Source organism: Variovorax palleresanus, assembly GCF_051144945.1.
Lineage (GTDB): Bacteria > Pseudomonadota > Gammaproteobacteria > Burkholderiales > Burkholderiaceae_C > Variovorax > Variovorax paradoxus_S.
On sequence record NZ_JBJNVP010000002.1, the window covers coordinates 2,979,370 to 2,996,835 of the forward strand.

General features: G+C 67.7%; 16 protein-coding genes. 7 read left to right on the top strand and 9 right to left on the bottom strand.

All coding sequences use genetic code 11. The features are described 5' to 3' along the window. Positions 1–52: 52 nt before the first annotated feature. From ACJ7Z0_RS17970 to argE, 4 genes are all read right to left on the bottom strand, one after another. The gene (locus ACJ7Z0_RS17970) at positions 53–826 is read right to left on the bottom strand and encodes an MHYT domain-containing protein (RefSeq protein ID WP_434790920.1); all 774 of its coding nucleotides are present in this window, start codon (positions 824–826) and stop codon (positions 53–55) included. Positions 827–956: 130 nt separating this feature from the next. Continuing rightward, on the bottom strand, positions 957–2,609 hold the full coding sequence (locus tag ACJ7Z0_RS17975) for a Vgb family protein (protein ID WP_434790921.1): 1,653 nt from the start codon (positions 2,607–2,609) through the stop codon (positions 957–959). Positions 2,610–2,726: 117 nt separating this feature from the next. Next, a complete protein-coding gene (locus ACJ7Z0_RS17980) occupies positions 2,727–3,950 on the bottom strand; it encodes a DUF445 domain-containing protein (RefSeq protein ID WP_434790922.1) in 1,224 nt (407 codons plus the stop codon). 31 nt (positions 3,951–3,981) lie between these two features. Further along, positions 3,982–5,148 carry an acetylornithine deacetylase gene (gene argE, locus ACJ7Z0_RS17985; RefSeq protein WP_431125637.1) on the bottom strand — a complete coding sequence of 389 codons (1,167 nt, stop codon included), beginning with the start codon at positions 5,146–5,148 and terminating at the stop codon, positions 3,982–3,984. A 100-nt stretch (positions 5,149–5,248) separates the two neighbouring features. Here argE and ACJ7Z0_RS17990 point away from each other — a divergent pair, with 100 nt between their 5' ends. From ACJ7Z0_RS17990 to ACJ7Z0_RS18000, 3 genes are all read left to right on the top strand, one after another. After that, entirely contained in the window at positions 5,249–6,442 is a 1,194-nt protein-coding gene (locus ACJ7Z0_RS17990; protein WP_434790923.1) for a glycerophosphodiester phosphodiesterase, read from the top strand. A 67-nt stretch (positions 6,443–6,509) separates the two neighbouring features. Then, entirely contained in the window at positions 6,510–7,712 is a 1,203-nt protein-coding gene (locus ACJ7Z0_RS17995; RefSeq protein ID WP_434790924.1) for a M20 aminoacylase family protein, read from the top strand. Beyond that, complete coding sequence (locus ACJ7Z0_RS18000; RefSeq protein ID WP_434790925.1) at positions 7,709–8,803, top strand: M14 family metallopeptidase; 1,095 nt, start codon at positions 7,709–7,711, stop codon at positions 8,801–8,803. The genes ACJ7Z0_RS17995 and ACJ7Z0_RS18000 overlap by 4 nt, the downstream gene beginning before the upstream one ends. A gap of 18 nt (positions 8,804–8,821) precedes the next feature. On the opposite strand, the gene ACJ7Z0_RS18005 is transcribed toward ACJ7Z0_RS18000, so the two are convergent. Further along, positions 8,822–9,946, bottom strand: a complete 1,125-nt coding sequence (locus tag ACJ7Z0_RS18005; protein WP_434790926.1) for an ABC transporter substrate-binding protein — start codon at positions 9,944–9,946, stop codon at positions 8,822–8,824. 60 nt (positions 9,947–10,006) lie between these two features. On the opposite strand from ACJ7Z0_RS18005, the gene ACJ7Z0_RS18010 reads away from it, so the two are divergent. From ACJ7Z0_RS18010 to ACJ7Z0_RS18025, 4 genes are all read left to right on the top strand, one after another. Next, positions 10,007–12,094, top strand: coding sequence for a molybdopterin-containing oxidoreductase family protein (locus ACJ7Z0_RS18010; RefSeq protein ID WP_434790927.1), 2,088 nt, complete (start codon positions 10,007–10,009; stop codon positions 12,092–12,094). Further along, complete coding sequence (locus ACJ7Z0_RS18015) at positions 12,091–13,221, top strand: aminopeptidase (protein ID WP_434790928.1); 1,131 nt, start codon at positions 12,091–12,093, stop codon at positions 13,219–13,221. The genes ACJ7Z0_RS18010 and ACJ7Z0_RS18015 overlap by 4 nt, the downstream gene beginning before the upstream one ends. Beyond that, positions 13,214–13,528, top strand: coding sequence for a polyhydroxyalkanoic acid system family protein (locus ACJ7Z0_RS18020; RefSeq protein ID WP_431125623.1), 315 nt, complete (start codon positions 13,214–13,216; stop codon positions 13,526–13,528). The genes ACJ7Z0_RS18015 and ACJ7Z0_RS18020 overlap by 8 nt, the downstream gene beginning before the upstream one ends. A gap of 97 nt (positions 13,529–13,625) precedes the next feature. Beyond that, complete coding sequence (locus tag ACJ7Z0_RS18025) at positions 13,626–14,873, top strand: CaiB/BaiF CoA transferase family protein (RefSeq protein ID WP_434790929.1); 1,248 nt, start codon at positions 13,626–13,628, stop codon at positions 14,871–14,873. Between the two features lie 19 nt (positions 14,874–14,892). Here ACJ7Z0_RS18025 and ACJ7Z0_RS18030 read toward each other — a convergent pair whose 3' ends face one another. The 4 genes from ACJ7Z0_RS18030 to ACJ7Z0_RS18045 all read right to left on the bottom strand — a co-directional run bounded on the left by ACJ7Z0_RS18030 (position 14,893) and on the right by ACJ7Z0_RS18045 (position 17,425). Continuing rightward, positions 14,893–15,150 carry an acyl-CoA-binding protein gene (locus ACJ7Z0_RS18030; RefSeq protein ID WP_431125619.1) on the bottom strand — a complete coding sequence of 86 codons (258 nt, stop codon included), beginning with the start codon at positions 15,148–15,150 and terminating at the stop codon, positions 14,893–14,895. A gap of 93 nt (positions 15,151–15,243) precedes the next feature. Beyond that, on the bottom strand, positions 15,244–16,080 hold the full coding sequence (locus ACJ7Z0_RS18035) for a tetratricopeptide repeat protein (protein WP_431125617.1): 837 nt from the start codon (positions 16,078–16,080) through the stop codon (positions 15,244–15,246). Positions 16,081–16,083: 3 nt separating this feature from the next. Continuing rightward, complete coding sequence (locus tag ACJ7Z0_RS18040) at positions 16,084–16,794, bottom strand: TetR/AcrR family transcriptional regulator (RefSeq protein WP_431125615.1); 711 nt, start codon at positions 16,792–16,794, stop codon at positions 16,084–16,086. Between the two features lie 124 nt (positions 16,795–16,918). Then, entirely contained in the window at positions 16,919–17,425 is a 507-nt protein-coding gene (locus ACJ7Z0_RS18045; RefSeq protein WP_434790930.1) for a phasin family protein, read from the bottom strand. Positions 17,426–17,466 lie beyond the last annotated feature (41 nt).

The window sequence follows — 17,466 nt, forward strand, 5'->3', positions numbered from 1 at the left end:
CTTTCGCTCTGCACCGACTCTAGGGCGCCGATGCGCGCCCGGCTTGCGCCAATTAGCTGGTGCGGGCCCGCTGCGGCGCAGCGGGTGCGTCCAGGCTGGAGCCCGTGATCACCCAGTAGATGAAGATCAGCACCGCACCGGCCGTGCCGAACACCGTCAGGCCCATGTAGTTGCCGCCGATGGCCAGTGCATCGGTGGGCGCGGCCGCGATGCAGATCATGCTGGCGGCGCTCATGCCCACGTAGTGCATGGTGCAGACGGCAACCCCCATCACCGCGGCGGCGGCGATCTGGTGGCTCAGCCGGCGCAGGTTGAAGGCCAGCCACAGGGCCGCGCCGGCCGCGGTGATCGCAATGGCCACCGACAGCGCCACGATGGTGGGGTCGAAGTCCATCGAAGCGCGCATGTTCATTGCGAACATGCCCATGTAGTGCATCACGCAGACGCCCACGCCGGCCAGCAGGCTGCCGGCCAGCCAGCCGGTCTTGCTGAATTTGCGCCGGCCGCCCGCCAGGTACAGCGCAATGCCCGAGATCAGGATGGCTGCCACGAGCGACACCACGGTCAGCGGCACGTTGTACGAAATGCCGACCGGCAGCCGGTACGCCAGCATGCCGATGAAATGCATCGACCAGATGCCAATGCCCCCCAGCGCCACCGCGGCGCACGCCACGACCGCGAGATTGGGTTTGCCGTCGGCGCCAACCATGCGCCCCGCACAGATCAGCGCCACCAGGGAACCTGCGAACGAGATGAGGAACGAGAGTGCCACCAGCCCGAGCGAATACTCGGGCGACAGCAGTTGGCCTACGACGAGGGGAGTCATGTTTTTATCTCCAAAGAGAACGACTCGCCGCCGACGGCCGGCTGGCCAAAAGGTGTAACGAGACGCCCGCCGAGGAGTTTGTAATACTTGTTTTTAAAAGTAAATCACTTCTTCATGCCTTGTCGGCGCCTCAGTTTTTCGGGCGGATCCGATAAATCGCGTTGTTCCGGTCGGCTGACATGTAGATGGTTCCGTCGCTGCCCACCGCGACCCCTGTGACCACGTAAGGCGGCGGCAAGCCGGGGCTGGCGGCCAGCCCGATCGGCAGGTTTTCCGCCACCGTGCGGCGCGATCCGTTGGCGGGGTCGATTTCCACCAGCCGGCGCGCCGCGCTTTCGGCCACGATGAAGCTGCCCCAGGGCGTTTGCGCCACGCCCTCGGGCAAGGCCAGACCCTCGGCAACGGCGCGCAGCGGGGCGCTGGCGTCAAGCGGAATGCGGGTCAGCTTGCCGGCCGCCTCGGTCACGTAGAGCGCCCCGTCCCGCCCGACGATCATCTGCACCGGCCCGCCCAGTCCGCTGGCGAGCACTTGCTTCTCCGCGAAGCGAAGGCCTCGCGCGCGGGTGATGGTGCCGGTGGCAATCTCGGCATAGATCACGCTGCCATCGGGCATGGGGATCGCATCGAAAGGCGCCTTCAGTCCGTGGATGGTTTCCACGGTCCTGAGGGTCTGGCGATCGACCAACTGCACCGTGCCCGTGAACCACGAGGTCAGCGCGAAGAGCGTGCCCGAGACGCCGATCGCGAAGGGGTAGTCGAGCTCGGGATCGCGCTGCATGCGGAACACGTCGCGCACTTCGCCGGTACGCACGTTCACCTGGCGGAAGCCGAACACGTCCGCCACCCAGAGCGTGTGGCCGTCGATCTTGAGGCCGGCCGGCGCCGCGAGCTTGCCGCTGGTGAGCGTGCGCAGCGCTCCGGTGGCGGGGTCGAAGGCCTGGATTTCGTTGTTCGCCATGTTCGACACGTAGATCGTGCCGTCGGACGCGATGGCGAGGTTGTCGAGGGAGGGGCGCAACTGCTTGGCGACGGTCTTCCGGCCGCTGGCCAGGTCGACCCGCACCAGCTCGCCGCTGCGCGCATCGACCACCCAGAGGTTGCCCTTGCCGTCGAGGTTGGCGGCCGCGGGAATCTTGAAGCCGTCGGCGATCACGGTCATGTTGCCGTTGGCCGGGTCGATCTTCACCACCTGGCCCTTGAACCACAGCGGGCCGTAGAGCATGCCGTCCGGGCCGACCTCGAAGCCGTTGAAACCGCCCATGTCCTTCTTGATGAGCCGCGGCGGCTTCTGGCCCATGCGGTCGATCTCCCACAGCGCATCGCCCAAAAACACCTGCGAGGCGTAGAGCTTGTGGTTGCGGCGGTCGAAGTCCAGCGAGTTGAGGCCGGGCAGGTCCTTGGCGAGCACGCGCATCGGCGCGCCGTCGTTCTCGCGGTAGCGCAGCATGCCCATGAGGTAGTTGGTCCACGCCAGCTCGCCCTTGGGACCGACCGCGATGTCGTCGGCCTGGCCTTCCGGCGCGTCGACCAGGACCTTGGCGGCGCCGGTGTTGCGGTCGACTTCCCACAGCGTATTGCCGAGCACCGAGCCTGCGAGCAGCCGGCCCTTCTGGTCGATGGTCAGCCCATGAACCCCTGCGAACGAGGACGGCGGCACCAGCGCTTCGGGCTCGGACCACGACGCGGGCCTGGTGGGCGGCGGCTTCGGTGCGAGGCTTCCGCAGGCGCCCAGCAGCGCGAACATGGCAATCAGCGCGGCGGCGCAAAACGGGCGACGGGACATGTCTTCTCCTTCTGGTGGATGCGCGAGCAGTCTAGAAGGAGGACGGGGAGGCGGCGCAATCTCTCCCGGGACATGCGCACTTTCGTTCGCTGCGGATTACCCGCATCCGCGCACTGTTCACCCGCGCAGCAGCTGCGTCACCGTGTGAATCAGGAGCCCCACCAAGCCGCCCACCAGCGTGCCGTTGATCCGGATGAACTGCAGGTCGCGCCCGATGTGGCGCTCCAGCTCGTCGGTCATCTCGCTCGCGTTCCATTCGCCGACGCGCTCCTCGATGTAGCGGCGGATGTCCTCGCGATAGCGCTCGATGGCCAGCGGCGCGGCCGCTTCGATCTGCTCGTTGATCCAGTGGCGGATCGCCTCGTCGGCCTGCAGCCGCTGGCCCAGTGCGCCCGCCATCGACGCGATGCGCCGGCGGATCGTCGAATCGCCGCGGCCGAGATCGTCATGCAGCCAGGCCAGGAGCTCGCCCCAGATTCCATGCAGGTAGTCGCCCAGCGCGGGGTGCGCCATCAGCTCGGCGCGGATCTGCTCGCCGCGCTGCTGGAACTCGGGGTCGAGCTTGAGCCGCACCACGAAGTCGTCCACGAAGTGATCGAAGCGCTTGCGCATGGGGTGGTCGGGCTCGGCCGCCAGTTCGGCGATGGTGCGCGCCACGGCCGCCACGATCTTGCGCGTCGCGAGCTTGGCCGCCACCTGGTCCAGGCCCACGTAGCGCAGCGTCTTGATCTCGCGCGCAATGGCCTCCGTGATGTGCGACTGAACCTCTTCTCCATCGAGCAGGCCGGCCACCTGCTGCAGCACGTCGTCGAGCAGCGCCTGATGGCGTCCGCCCGCCGTGAGGGCGTCCAGCGCCTGGCCCATCAGGCGAGAGAGGTCGATCTTCCCGAGGCCTGCCGCGGCGGCGCGTCCCATGAAGGCGCGCACGCGCTCGTCGTCGAATGCGGAAAGGCCGTAGCGCGCCGCCGCCACGCCCCATTCGCCGAGCTTCTCGCCGCTGGCCGGGCGCGCGAGCCAGTCGGCCAGCCGGCCGGCCGCATCGAACTGCCGCAGCTTGGCAAGCACCTGCGCCGTGCTCAGGAAGTTGTTGCAGATGAAGCCCGCCAACTTGGCGCCGATGCGATCCTTGTTGCTCGGGATGATCGCGGTGTGCGGAATCGGCAAGCCGAGCGGATGCCGAAACAGCGCCACCACCGCGAACCAGTCGGCAATGGCGCCGACCATCGCGGCCTCGGCAAAGGCGGCCACGTAGCCCCAGGCCGGGTGCAGCCCGTGCAGCGCGCTGGCCAGCGCATAAAGCAGCGCGGCGGCGCACAGCAGGCCGAGCGCGACGCGCTTCATGCGGTCCGATGCGAGCCCGTGAGCGCCGCCATCAGCCGATCTTCGGCGTCGAGGCGAGGCGCTCCATGAAGAGCTCACAGCGCCCCAGCTGCTCGAGGCTCACGAACTCGTCGGGCTGGTGCGCCTGGTTGATGCTGCCCGGGCCGCACACCACGGTGGGGATGCCGGCGTTCTTGAACAGGCCCGCCTCGGTGCCGAAAGCCACCAGCGTGGTGCGCTCTTCGCCCGAGAGGCGCTGCGCGAGCTGTGTGACCGGATCGCCCGCCGCGCCGAGGAAGCTCGGAATCTCGCAGATGGTCTCGAAGCGGAAGCCCGCATCGGGCGCCACCTTCTTCATCGACGCTTCGAGGCTGCCGGCATAGGAGACGACCTCGTCCTGCATCTTCTTTGCGTCGGCCGTCGGCAGGTCGCGGAATTCATAGCGGAACTCGGCATCGCGCGGCACCACGTTGTCGGCAATGCCGCCGTGGAACTGGCCCACGCTCGCGGTGCTGAAGGGCACGTCGAAGCCCTCGTAGCGCGGCTCGCTGCGCTCGAAGCCTTCGGCCATGTCGCGCACCTTGCCGACCACGCGCGCCGCCATCTCGATGGCATTGACTGAGTGCGGCGTGAGCGACGAATGCGCCTCCTTGCCGCGCACGCAGCAGCGGTAGCGGTACACGCCCTTGTGCGCGATGGCCGGCACCATGCTGGTGGGCTCGCCCACGATGCAGGCGATGGGCTTGATGCCGGCGTCGCGCATGTCGGCGATGAGTTCCTTCACGCCGAAGCAGCCGATCTCTTCTTCATAGCTGAAGGCGAAGTGCACCGCGAAGGGCGAATCGCTTTCCAGGAAACGCCCGGCATTGGACAGCGCAATCGCGATGAAGCTCTTCATGTCGGCCGAGCCGCGGCCGTAGAGGCGCTCGTCCTTCACCGTGGCGGAGAGTGGGTCGACGCTCCAGTCCTGCCCGTCCCAGGGCACCGTGTCCGTGTGGCCCGAAATGATGACGCCGGCCGGCTTGCCTTCGCCGAGCGTGGCAAACAGGTTGGCCTTGGTGCGTTCGGCGTTGTAGGTGATGCGGCTCTTCACGCCCAGGGCGGCCAGGTGGCTTTGCGCGAGGTCGATCAGCTGGAGGTTGCTGTTTGCGCTGACGGTGTTCATGCGCACCAGCGTCTGGGCCAGTGCGAGGCTTTGAGGGGAAAGCGTATGGGGCATGCAACAGATTGTCCAAGAAGTCGGTGCCCCGCGCCGCCGAGCGCCCTTGCTGTCATGCGGAGCGGGTACCCTGCGCCTCTTTTGGATGGAGAAAAAGACGATGCGCACTGTTCAGATCGCCCTCACCGCGACCGCCGCCCTTTGCCTGGCGGCTTGCAGCACCACCGGCCCCGGCTCGTCCGGGAAGCTGCAGACGCTCGACGGCCAGCCGCCGCTGGTCATCGCGCATCGCGGCGCTTCCGGCTTGCTGCCGGAGCAGACGCTCGAATCCTATGCGCGCGCCATCGAACTCGGCGCCGACGTGATCGAGATGGACCTGGTCTCCACCAAGGACGGCGTGATCATCGCCCGCCATGACCCCAACCTGGCCATCAGCACCGACGTGGCCAAGCACCCCCGCTTCGCCTCGCGCAAGAAGACCATCAAGGTCGACGGCGAAACCCAGACCGGCTGGTTCAGCAACGACTTCACGCTGGCCGAGATCAAGACGCTGGGCGGCATCTCGACCGACGCCGAGCGGCCGCAGGAGTTCAATGGCAAGTTCAAGGTCGTGACCTTCCAGGAGATCATCGACTTCGCCAAGGCCAAGTCGAAGGAAACCGGCCGCACCATCGCGATCTACCCAGAGACCAAGAACCCGACCTACTTCCGCGACCTCGGGCTGCCGATGGAAGACAAGGTCATCGCGGCCATCAACGCCGCCGGCTGGAACAGCAAGACCGCGCCCATCTACGTGCAGTCCTTCGAGCCGGGCAGCCTCAAGTACATGAAGAGCAAGGGCCTCAATACCCGGCTGATCCAGCTGATCGATGGCGACAGCGTCGACCTGAAGACCGGCGCCGTGACCTTTGCCGTGCCGAGCGACCGCCCCTATGACTGGACCAAGGCCGGCGACAAGCGCAACTTCGACGCCATGGTCACGCCCGCGGGCCTGGCCGAGATCAAGACCTATGCCGACGGCATCGGCCCCTGGAAGCGCTACATCGTGAGCGTCAAGGGCACCATCGGCGCCGACGGCAAGCCGGTGGACGTCAACAAGGACGGCAAGATCAACGACGCCGACGCCACCTCCATCGCGCCCACCACGCTCATTGCCGATGCCCACAAGGCGGGGCTTTTCGTGCACCCGTTTACCTTCCGCAACGAGTCGCGCCGGCTCGCGGCCGACTACAACAAGGACGGCAAGAACGAGTATGGCGTGTATTACAAGCTGGGCGTGGACGGCGTTTTCACCGACTTCACCGACACCGCGATCGCCGCGCGCGCCGAGTATCTGAAGAGCCTCGGTCGCTGAGTACGGCCTGGGGGTTTGCCCGGCACGGTCTTTGCGGAGGTCTTTGCAAAGCCTAGACTGTGCCCCCATGAAACTCATCGATTCGCTCGTCACGCAGGCGGCCGGCATCGCCGCCGTCCGACGTGACCTCCACGCCCATCCCGAACTCTGCTTCGAAGAAGTCCGCACCGCCGACGTGGTGGCAGGCAAGCTCACCGAGTGGGGCATTCCCATTCACCGCGGCCTGGGCACCACCGGTGTGGTTGGCATCGTCAAGAACGGCACCAGCAGCCGCGCCGTCGGCCTGCGCGCCGACATGGACGCGCTGCCCGTCACCGAGCTCAACACCTTCGCCCACGCCAGCAAGCACCACGGCAAGATGCACGCCTGCGGGCACGACGGCCATACCGCCATGCTGCTGGCCGCGGCGCAGCACCTCGCAAAGCACCGCAATTTCGATGGCACGGTCTACCTGATCTTCCAGCCGGCCGAAGAGGGCGGCGGCGGTGCCCGCGAGATGATCAAGGAAGGGCTGTTCGAGCAGTTCCCCATGGACGCCGTGTTCGGCATGCACAACTGGCCCGGCATGAAGGCCGGCCAGTTCGCGGTGAGCCCCGGACCGGTGATGGCCTCGGGCAACAAGTTCTACGTCAACGTCATCGGCAAGGGCGGCCATGCCGCGCTGCCGCAGACCGGCATCGACCCGGTGCCGATCGCCTGCGAGATCGTGCAGGCGTTCCAGACCATTCTCACGCGCAAGATGAAGCCGACCGACTCGGCCGTGATCTCGGTCACCACCATCCATGCGGGTGAAATCAACAACGTGATCCCCGACAACTGCGAGATGACGGGCACGGTGCGCACCTTCTCGATCGAAGTGCTCGACATGATCGAGGCGCGCATGAAGCTGATCGCCGAGCACATCTGCGCCGCGCATGGCGCGACCTGCGACTTCCGCTTCGAGCGCTACTACCCGCCCACCATCAACACCGAGGCCGAAGCCAACTTTGCGCGCCGCGTGATGGGCGGGATCGTGGGGGCCGAGAACGTGCTGCGGCAGGAGGCCGCCATGACCTCGGAAGACTTCGCCTTCATGCTGCAGGCCAAGCCCGGCGCCTATGCCTTCATCGGCAACGGCGACGGTGCGCACCGCGACGTGCACCACGGCGAAGGGCCGTGCACGCTGCACAACGCGAGCTACGACTTCAATGACGACCTGATTCCGCTGGGCGCCACCTGCTGGGTGCAACTGGCCGAGCAATTCCTGGAACCCGGGGGAGCAGCGCCTTGATCGGCATCGGCGAGGCGTTTTCGCCCCGCTACGCGCAGGCGCGCCAGAAGTTCCTGCGGGCCTGCGTGAGTGCCGGCCTTGCGGTCGAGCCGCATGCGCATCCGGGCAAGGGGCAGGACGGCGAAGAGCTCTCGATGGACGTGGCGCTCGACGGCGCTGCCAATGCCGAGCGCCTGCTGATCGTCTCCAGCGCCTGCCACGGCGCCGAAGGCCATTGCGGCAGCGGCGTGCAGGTGTTTGCGCTGCACGACGCCGAATGGCGCGAGAAGGCGCGCGCCCAGGGCGTGGCGGTGCTCTATGTGCACGCGCTCAATCCGCACGGCTTTTCGTTCGGGCGGCGCGTCACGCACGAAGGCGTCGACCTGAACCGCAATTTCGTCGATTTCTCGAAGCCGCTGCCCGCCAACGAAGCCTACGCCAAGCTGCATCCGCTGCTGGTGCCCGAGACCTGGCCGCCCACGCCGGAAAACCAGGCGGCCCTGGAGAAGTGGGTCGGCAAGCACGGCGTCGCCGCATTCCAGGCCGCCGTGAGCGGCGGGCAATACCAGTTCGACGACGGGCTCTTCTTTGGCGGCAAGGCCGAGACCTGGGGCAACAAGACGCTGCGCAACGTGCTGCGACGCCATGCGGGCGGCGCCCGCCGGCTGGGCTGGATCGACCTGCACACCGGGCTCGGCCCGAGCGGCATCGGCGAGCGCATCTTTGCCGGCAAGGACGACAAGGCGGCCCATGCCCGCGCCAACGATTGGTGGGGCACGCCCGCGGCGCCGGTCACGTCGATCTACGACGGCTCCTCCACCTCGGCGCCGTTGCGCGGCCTGATGTGCGAAGCGGTGTACCAGGAGTGCCCGGCGGCCGAGTACACCGGCATTGCGCTCGAGTACGGCACGCTGCCGCTGCTGGATGTGATGAACGCCCTGCGCGCCGACCACTGGCTGCACAAGCACCCCGAGGCGCCGGCCGACCTGGCCGACGGCATCCGCGCGCGCATGCACGAGGCCTTCTACACCGACACCGACGCCTGGCGCGGCCAGGTCGTCAGCCAGGCCCGCCAGGCCATGTTCCAGGCCGTGGACGGCCTGGGCGCCTGAAGCCGGCGGGGCCGGGGATCAGGTCCTGACCCGGCCGTCGGCCGTGATCATCGACAGTTCGACGAACTTCGATGCCACGTGATTCTTGGCCGAGAAAGACACCTCGAAGCCGCCGAACTGCTGCCGGTCGATGCTTTCGAGCCCCGTGATGAGACTGTCGCGCGTGGCCTTGCCCGGCGCGCGGCGCAGGCCCTCGGTCAGCACCTTGGCGGCAAGGTAGCCTTCCATGCTCGAGAAATTGGCGCTGGCGCTGGCACCGGCTTTTTTCACCGCGTCGCTGAACTCGCGCGTGATCGCGTTGGCCGGGTTGTAGGGCGAGGGCACCACCTGCGTCACCATGACGCCCGCGCCCTCCTTGCCAAGTTCGTCGGCCAGCGCCTGGGTGCCCACGAAGGACACGTTGAAGAACGTGCCGCCGTAGCCCGCCTTGCGCGCCTGGCGGATGAAGGCGGCGCATGCCTTGTAGGCGCCCACCTGGACCACCGCATCGGGCTTTGCGGCCACGATGCTTTTCACCGCCGCCGCCACGTCGACCGAATTGCGCTCCACCGTGGCCAGCGCCACCGGCTTCAGGTCCTGCTGCGAAAGAGCCAGGGTCACGCCGTCGAGCCCGGCCTTGCCGTAGGCGTCGTTCTGGTAGAAGACCGCGATCTTCTTCAGGTGGAGGTGGGTGAGCTGCTTCACGATGAGCGCGGTCTCGTCGTTGTACGAGGCGCGCAGGTGGAACACGTTCTTGTGGAACGGTTCGCGCAGCGACATCGCACCGGTGAACGGCGCGATGAAGGGCACCTTGTCCTTCACCGCCAGCGGCAGCGCGGCCAGGCTGGTGGGCGTGCCGATATAGCCGAAGAGCGCGAACACGTCCTCTTCGATCAGCTTCTGCGTGTTGGCGGCGCAGCGGTCGGGCTCGTAGCCGTCGTCCAGGTTCTTGATCACCACCGCGCGCCGGCCGGACTGCGCGTTGTACTGGTCCAGGAACAGCTTGGCGCCCTGGTGAAACTGGATGCCGAGCTGCGCGGCCGGCCCGGTGAACGGGGCCGACTGGCCCAGCACGAGCGGCGTTTCGCCCTGTGCCCTGGCCAGCTGGAAGCCGCCCAGCGCCGCCGCGCCCGCGGCAACGGAAAAATGTCTGCGATTCATCATGGTGAAAACCTCTTTTTTGCGCGCTGGCGCGCCAAACCTGGAAAACTTTAGACTTGCCGGATGGTCGATGCCCCGGTCTCCACAACAGCTGTTCTCCCCACCCCAACTTCCGTGGTTCTGGGCGCGTGTCCGCACGACTGCCCGGATACCTGCGCCCTTGTCACCACCGTCCAGGACGGCGTGGCCGTGAAGCTGCAGGGCAATCCGGCCCATTCGCACACGGCTGGCGTTCTTTGCACCAAGGTCTCGCGCTACATCGAACGCAACGAGCATGCCGAGCGGCTCGTTCAGCCCCTGAAACGGACCGGCCCCAAGGGCAGCGGCCAGTTCGAGCCCGTGAGCTGGGAGGCCGCGCTTGACGACATCGCCGCGCATCTTCGCGCATTGCAGACAAATCCAGACACAATTGTGCCGTACAGTTACGCCGGCACCATGGGTTTGGTCCAGGGCGAGTCGATGGACCGTCGTTTTTTCCACAAGTTGGGCGCCTCGCTGCTGGATCGCACCATCTGCTCCATGGCGGGCGGCGAAGCGATGGTCCACACGCTGGGCGCCAAGGTCGGCATGCGGATCGAATTCTTCGCCGAGGCGAAGCTGATCCTGATCTGGGGCAGCAACTCCATTGCCAGCAACCTGCACTTCTGGCGCCATGCGCAGGCCGCCAAGCGCGCCGGCGCGCGGCTGGTGTGCATCGATCCGCGCAAGACCGAAACCGCCGACAAGTGCGACGAGCACATCGCATTGCTGCCCGGCACCGATGCCGCGCTGGCCTTGGCGCTGATGCACGAACTCATCGTGCACGACTGGCTCGACCACGACTACATCGCCAGCCACACGCTGGGCTGGGAGCAGTTGCGGGAGCGCGCACTGCAGTGGCCGCCTGCGCGCGCCGCCGCCGTGTGCGGCGTGCCCGAGGCGCAGATCGTGGCGCTGGCAGAGGCCTATGGCACCACCAGGCCGGCCGCGATCCGCCTGAACTACGGCATGCAGCGCGTGCGCGGCGGCGGCAACGCGGCGCGTGCCATCGCCTGCCTGCCCGCGCTGGTGGGCGCTTGGCGCGACCGGGCCGGCGGGCTCCTGTTGAGCAGTTCGGGCCACTTTCCGGCCGACCGCGCCGCGCTGCAGCGCCCCGACCTGCTCGCGGGCCGCCAGCCGCGCACCGTGAACATGAGCACCATCGGCGATGCGCTGCTCGACGAGGCCAGGCCGGTGAAGGCCATCGTGGTCTACAACAGCAACCCGGTCGCGGTGGCGCCCGAGTCGGGCAAGGTGGTGGCGGGCTTCGCGCGCGAAGACCTCTTCACGGTAGTGCTGGAGCAGTTCCGCACCGACACCGCCGACTACGCCGACTACCTGCTCCCCGCCACCACCCAGCTCGAGCACTGGGACATCCACTGCAGCTACGGCCACACCGACGTGCTGCTGAACCGTCCCGCGGTGGCGCCGCGCGGCGAGGCGCGCAGCAACGCCTGGGTGTTTCGCGAACTCGCGCGCCGCATGGGCTTCGACGAGCCCTGCTTCTCGGACGACGACGAGACGCTGTGCCGCAGCGCGTTTGCGCCGGGCGTGATCGACTACGGGCAGCTGCTGGCGCAGGGCTTCACCAGCCTGAAGCTGCCTGAAGCACCCTTTGCCGACGGCAAGTTTCCGACACCTTCGGGCCGCTGCGAATTCTTCAGCGAGCGGCTCCAGGCGCAAGGCATGGACGGGCTGCCCGACCACGTGCCCAACTACGAAGCGGCGGGCAGCTCCGCCGAGTTTCCGCTGGCCATGATCTCGCCGCCGGCGCGCAATTTCCTCAATTCGACGTTCGTCAACGTGACGAGCCTGCGCGCCATCGAGGGCGAGCCGCTGCTCGAGATCCACGAGGCCGACGCCGCCGCGCGCGGCATCGAGAACGGCGCCACCGTGCGCGTCTTCAACCATCGCGGCGAGCACCGCTGCCGCGCCGAAGTCTCGCGCCGCGCGCGGCCCGGCGTGGTGCACGGCATGGGCATCTGGTGGCGCAAGCTCGGCATGGACGGCACCAACGTCAACCAGCTCACCAGCCAGCGCCTGACCGACATCGGCCGCGGCCCGACCTTCTACGACTGCCTGGTGCAGGTCGAGCGTCTCGTTCCTTCGCCCGCGGGGGGCGGGTTGGCGTGAGGGCCGCGCCCGCATTCACCGCAGCCGCCGCCGCGCTGTTGCTGCTCGGCGGCTGCGCCGACCTGGGCTACTACTGGCAATCGGCCAACGGTCACATCGGCATCATGCGGGTCGCCAAGCCGGTGCCCGAATGGCTCGCGGACCCGGCCGTTTCCGAGCCGCTCAAGGCCAAGCTCGAACTCGCGCAGCGCATCCGGCGCTTTGCCGTGACCGAGCTGGGCTTGCCCGACAACCCCAGCTACAAGTCGTACGCCGACCTGCGCCGACCCGCGGCCGTGTGGAACGTGGTGGCCGCGCCGCCGTATTCGCTCATGCTCAAGAACTGGTGCTTCCCGGTGGCGGGTTGCGTGGGCTACCGCGGCTACTACGACGAGGCCGCGGCCAGGGCCGAAGCCGACGCGCAGCGGGGCAAGGGCATGGAAACGGCGGTGTACCCGGTGCCCGCGTATTCCACGCTGGGGTGGATGAACTGGGCCGGCGGCGATCCGCTGCTTTCCACCTTCATCGGCTATCCCGAAGGCGAACTGGCCCGCATCGTGTTTCACGAGCTCGCGCACCAGGTGCTCTACGTGCCCGGCGACACGGTCTTCAACGAGTCGTATGCCACGGCAGTGGAGCGCATCGGCGGTGCGATGTGGCTGCAGCGCGAGGCCAGCGAGACGGCGCGCAGCGAGTACGCGCGCTTCGACGCCCAGCGCCGGCAGTTTCGCGCACTGGCGCTCGATACGCGCCGCGCGCTGAACCAGGCGTACGAATCGAAGGAGGCCAAGGCGGGCGATTGGGCGGCGGTCGACGCCATGAAGAAAGCGGCCATGGACGATTTCCGCGAGCGCTACGCAAGGCTTCGCGCAGAATGGCAGGGCCCGCGCCAAGGCGCCTACGATGGCTGGGTGGCCCGCGCGAACAATGCCGCCTTTGGAGCCCAGGCTGCCTACGACGACCTGGTTCCCGCCTTCGAGGCGCTGTTCGAACGCGAGAGCCGCAACTGGCCGCGCTTCTACAAGGAGGTTCGCCGCATCGCCGCATTGCCGACCACCGATGAGCGGCGGCACGCATTGCAAACGGCCACCGGAATCCAGCAGACGAATTCAAGTCACGACAACAACGGAGAAGATCACGGTGCCTGACATCCTTATCGAACGAAACCACGCGCTGGGCATTGCCAGCGCCCGCGAGGTCGCGCGCCAGTGGATCCAGCAGGTGGAGCAGGACTACGGCCTGGAATGCACCTACACCGAAGGCAAGGACCGCGACCTGGCGCAGTTCAGCCGCGCGGGCATCGACGGCACGGTGGAGGTCACGGCCCGCACCTTCAAGCTGGAGGCGACGCTGGGTTTTCTGTTCGCGAGCTTCAGCCAGCAGATCGAGCAGAAGATCTCGCGCAACCTCGATGCGCTGCTCGAAGCTCCCAAAGGCGGCACGCGCTTCGCGTGAGCGGGTTCTTCAGGCGATGGTCTAGCCGCCGATCATCGAAGCGCCACGGTTCGCCACCAGAGCGAAGGCCGGCGGCGGCACGGCACACTCTGGCGCCATGACGAACACCTCTTCTTTCCCCGCTGCGCCGACCGCCGCGGGCCCGCTGGCCGGACTCAAGGTGATCGAACTCGGGCAACTGATCGCCGGCCCCTTCGCCGCGCGCACGCTGGCCGACTTCGGCGCCGAGGTGATCAAGATCGAGCCGCCCGGCGCCGGCGATCCGCTGCGCACATGGCGGCTGCTGAAGAACGGCACCTCGGTCTGGTGGCAGGTGCAGTCGCGCAACAAGCGTTCGCTCGCGCTCGACCTGCGCCAGGCCGAAGCGCAGGCCATCGTGCGGCAGCTGGCGGCCGAGGCCGACGTGCTGATCGAGAACTTCCGCCCCGGCGCGATGGAAGGCTGGGGCCTCGGCCCCGACGAGCTGCTGGCCGGCAATCCCGCGCTCGTGATGCTGCGCATCAGCGGCTATGGCCAGACCGGCCCCTACCGCGACCGGCCGGGCTTCGGCGTGGTGGCCGAGGCGATGGGCGGGCTGCGTCACCTCACGGGCGAGCCCGGCCGCGTGCCGGTGCGCGTGGGCGTGTCGATCGGCGACACGCTGGCATCGCTGCACGGCGTGATCGGCGTGCTGATGGCAATGCAGCACCGCCATGCCACCGTCAGCGCCGAGCATCCGAAGGGCAGGGGCCAGGTGGTCGACGTGGCGCTCTACGAGGCTGTCTTCAACTGCATGGAAAGCCTGCTGCCCGAATACGGGGCGTTCGGTGCGGTGCGCGAGGCGGCCGGCAGCGCGCTGCCCGGCATTGCGCCCACCAACGCCTACCGCTGCGCCGACGGCGGCTATGCCATCGTGGCGGGCAACGGCGACAGCATCTTTCGCCGGCTGATGGAATGCATCGGCCGGCCCGACCTCGCCGCCGATCCGGCGCTGGCCGGCAACACGGGCAGGGTGGCGCAGGTGGAAAGGCTCGACGCCGCCATCGGCGACTGGACCGCGCAGCGCACGGTGGACGAGGTGCTGGCCGCGCTGGCCGCGGCCCAGGTGCCGGGCGGGCGCATCTACACCATCGCCGATATTGCCGCCGACCCGCACTATGCCGCGCGCGGCATGCTGCAGCAGGTGCAGATGGCCGATGGCAGCGCGCTCGCGGTGCCCGGCTTCGTGCCCAAGCTGTCGCTCACGCCGGCCAGCCATCGGCACAACGCGCCCGCGCTGGGCGCGGACACCGATGCCGTGCTGAAGGAGATCGGCCTCAGCGCCGAGCAGATCGCCGCGCTGCACGCGCGCGGGATCGTCGGCTGAGCGGTCGAATGGGTGGGGGTCAGCCTCGCAGCGATTCGATCAGGTCGATGTATTTCTGCTTGGCTTCGTCGGCGCCAAGGCCTTTTTGCGCGGTCCAGGCGTCCCACTTGGCGCGCGCGACGATGTCGCTGAAGCTGGGCTTCTTGGCGGTGTTGTCGCCTTCGGTGGCCTGTTTGAAGAGGCCGTAGATCTTGAGCAGCGTCGGGTTGTCGGGGCGCTCCGCCAGCAGCTTGGAATTGGCCTGGGCAGTTTCGAATTGGGCGTTGAGGTCAGACATGGCGGTGAAAAATAGGAATTGAAAAAGCGAACGGCCACATCTTAAAGTGCGCGGTACCCGGCAGTACCGGTGGCGCCCGTCGAGGGGCGGTGCTCAGTCCGACAGCCCCGCCCGCGCCAGCTCCACGTCGAGCCGTTCCTTGGCGTCCGCGGGCAGCAGTGCCGCGGCTTTTTCGTACAGCTGCGTGGCCTCGCCCAGGTAGGCGTCGCCGCGCAGCATGAGCAGCGCGCGGCCGTACTCCATCAGCGCGCTGGACGAGTGGGGGTGCAGCTCGAGCCCGCGCTCGAACAGCTCGACCGACATCTCGGCGCGCACGCCGTACGTCATGCGGCCGACCAGCGCGCCCACCTTGTCGATCACCTCGGCATGGAAGGCGGCCAGCGCGATGTGCGCGTCGGCATGGTCCGGCTGCAGCTCGATCACCCGTTCGAGTGCGCCCTTGAGCTTGCTGCCGAGGCCCTGCGCCAGCGCGCGCGCCACGCTGATTCCCTGGCTGTAGCGGCCGAGCGCATAGGCCTGCCAGTAGAGCGCGTGGCAGTTGCCGGGATCGGAGGCAACCTGCGCGCCAGCGCGCTCGATCACCTGGCGGAACATCGAAAGCCGGACCGATTCGCGCGGCTCCAGGTAGTTGGCATAGATGGCGGTGGCCTGGTTGGCCAGCACCAGGCCTTCTGCGCCGTGCAGCAGGCCGAGCGCGGCGGCGCGCTGGAACTCACCGTTGTGGTACAGCGCCCAGCCTTCGGCCAGCGGGTGTCCCTCGGCCGGCGGCGGCACGGCGTGGCCGGCGTGCAGGCGGGGCCAATGCGCAAGAAGGTTCCGCGCGTCGTAGCGCGGCACGTCGGCATAGGGCAGCGGCGTCCAAGGGTCCGCTGTCGTGGCAACCGGGCTGGCGGACATCAGCGAGAGCGGCTTGAAGTCTGGATGGGGCATGGTCTAGGACTGGGCTGCCAAATCGACTGGCGCGGCCGGAGGCGGCGCGCTGTCCGCATCATCGCCGCTGTAGGCATGGCTCAGTGTCAGCAAATGCCGCCGCTGTTCAGGGCCGAGGTAGGGCGCGAGCAGCTGGAGCGTGTGCCGGCCGCCGCGCATCAGCGCACCCTGGGCATGCGCGGGTTCCAGTGCCTCGCGCGGGTTGCGCACGTATTCGTAGCTGAGCCAGTAGGTCAGCACCACCACCATGCTCTGGGCGAGCGTGTCGACCTCGTGGGCGTCGATCTCCAGGTGGCCGGCCCGGCTCAAACCCGCGATGAGCACGCGGATGGCGCGGGCCTTGTTCTTGAGCACGAGCTGGAACTGCGTTTCGAGATGCCGGTTCTTGCTCAGCAGGTCGTTCAGGTCGCGGTAGAGAAAGCGATAGCGCCAGATCAGCTCGAACAGGCTGTGCATGAAGAACCAGGCGTCTTCCACATCGTGCACGCCTTCGCTGGCGTGCAGGAGCTCGTTGAGCTCGGCCTCGTAGCCTTCGTAGAGCTTGTTGATCAGCTCTTCCTTGGCGGGATAGTGGTAGTAGAGATTGCCGGGGCTGATGTTGAGCTCGCCCGCCACCAGCGTGGTGGAGACGTTGGGCTCGCCGAAGCGGTTGAACAGCTCGAGTGCGGCTTCGAGAATGCGTTGCGCTGTGCGGCGTGGCGCCTTCTTGGCCATGTCAGTCCCCGTTTGTCTTTTGAGGACACTCTAGCGTATGTGCCCCGCGCCACAAACTGGGAGGGCCATGTTTTTGCAGCGCCGCCGTTGTGCGCCGCCGCAAAAAGGAAGCTCGAGGCGGCGGTCAGCCGGCCTTGGTGCTGCGCCGAACGGTCTTCTTGGTGGCCGACGCCGGGGATGCCGCGCTGCGGCCGGCCGTCTTGCGGCTCGCGGTGCGTGCCGGAGCGGCGGTGCCCTTGCCCTGCATGCGCTGCAGTTCGACCTCGAGGGCCGCCACGCGCGCCTGCAGCGCGGCATGGTCCGCGGCCGAAGGCAGGCCGAGCTTCTCGAGGGCGCGCGCCACGCGCTCTTCGAAGATGTTCTCGAGCTTGCCCCATTGGCCCGCGGCCTTGGTGCCGAATTCGCTCGCGAAGCCGGCCATGCGCGTTTGCGCCTGGGTCAGCGTTTCTTCGGCGGCTGCCTGGGTTTTCTTCTGCATGCCGGCGCCGTCTTTCACCAGCGCCTCGAAAGCCTTGCTGCCTTCCTGCTGCATCTTGGCGAAGGCGCCGAGTCCCGCCAGCCAGATCTGCTGCGCGGAATCCTTGATCCGGTCGGAGCCCTTGTTGCCGTGATCGTCGTCCTGGGTAGCCATGCGGATGTTCCTGTGAAAACTATCGGGCTACTCTATCCGCT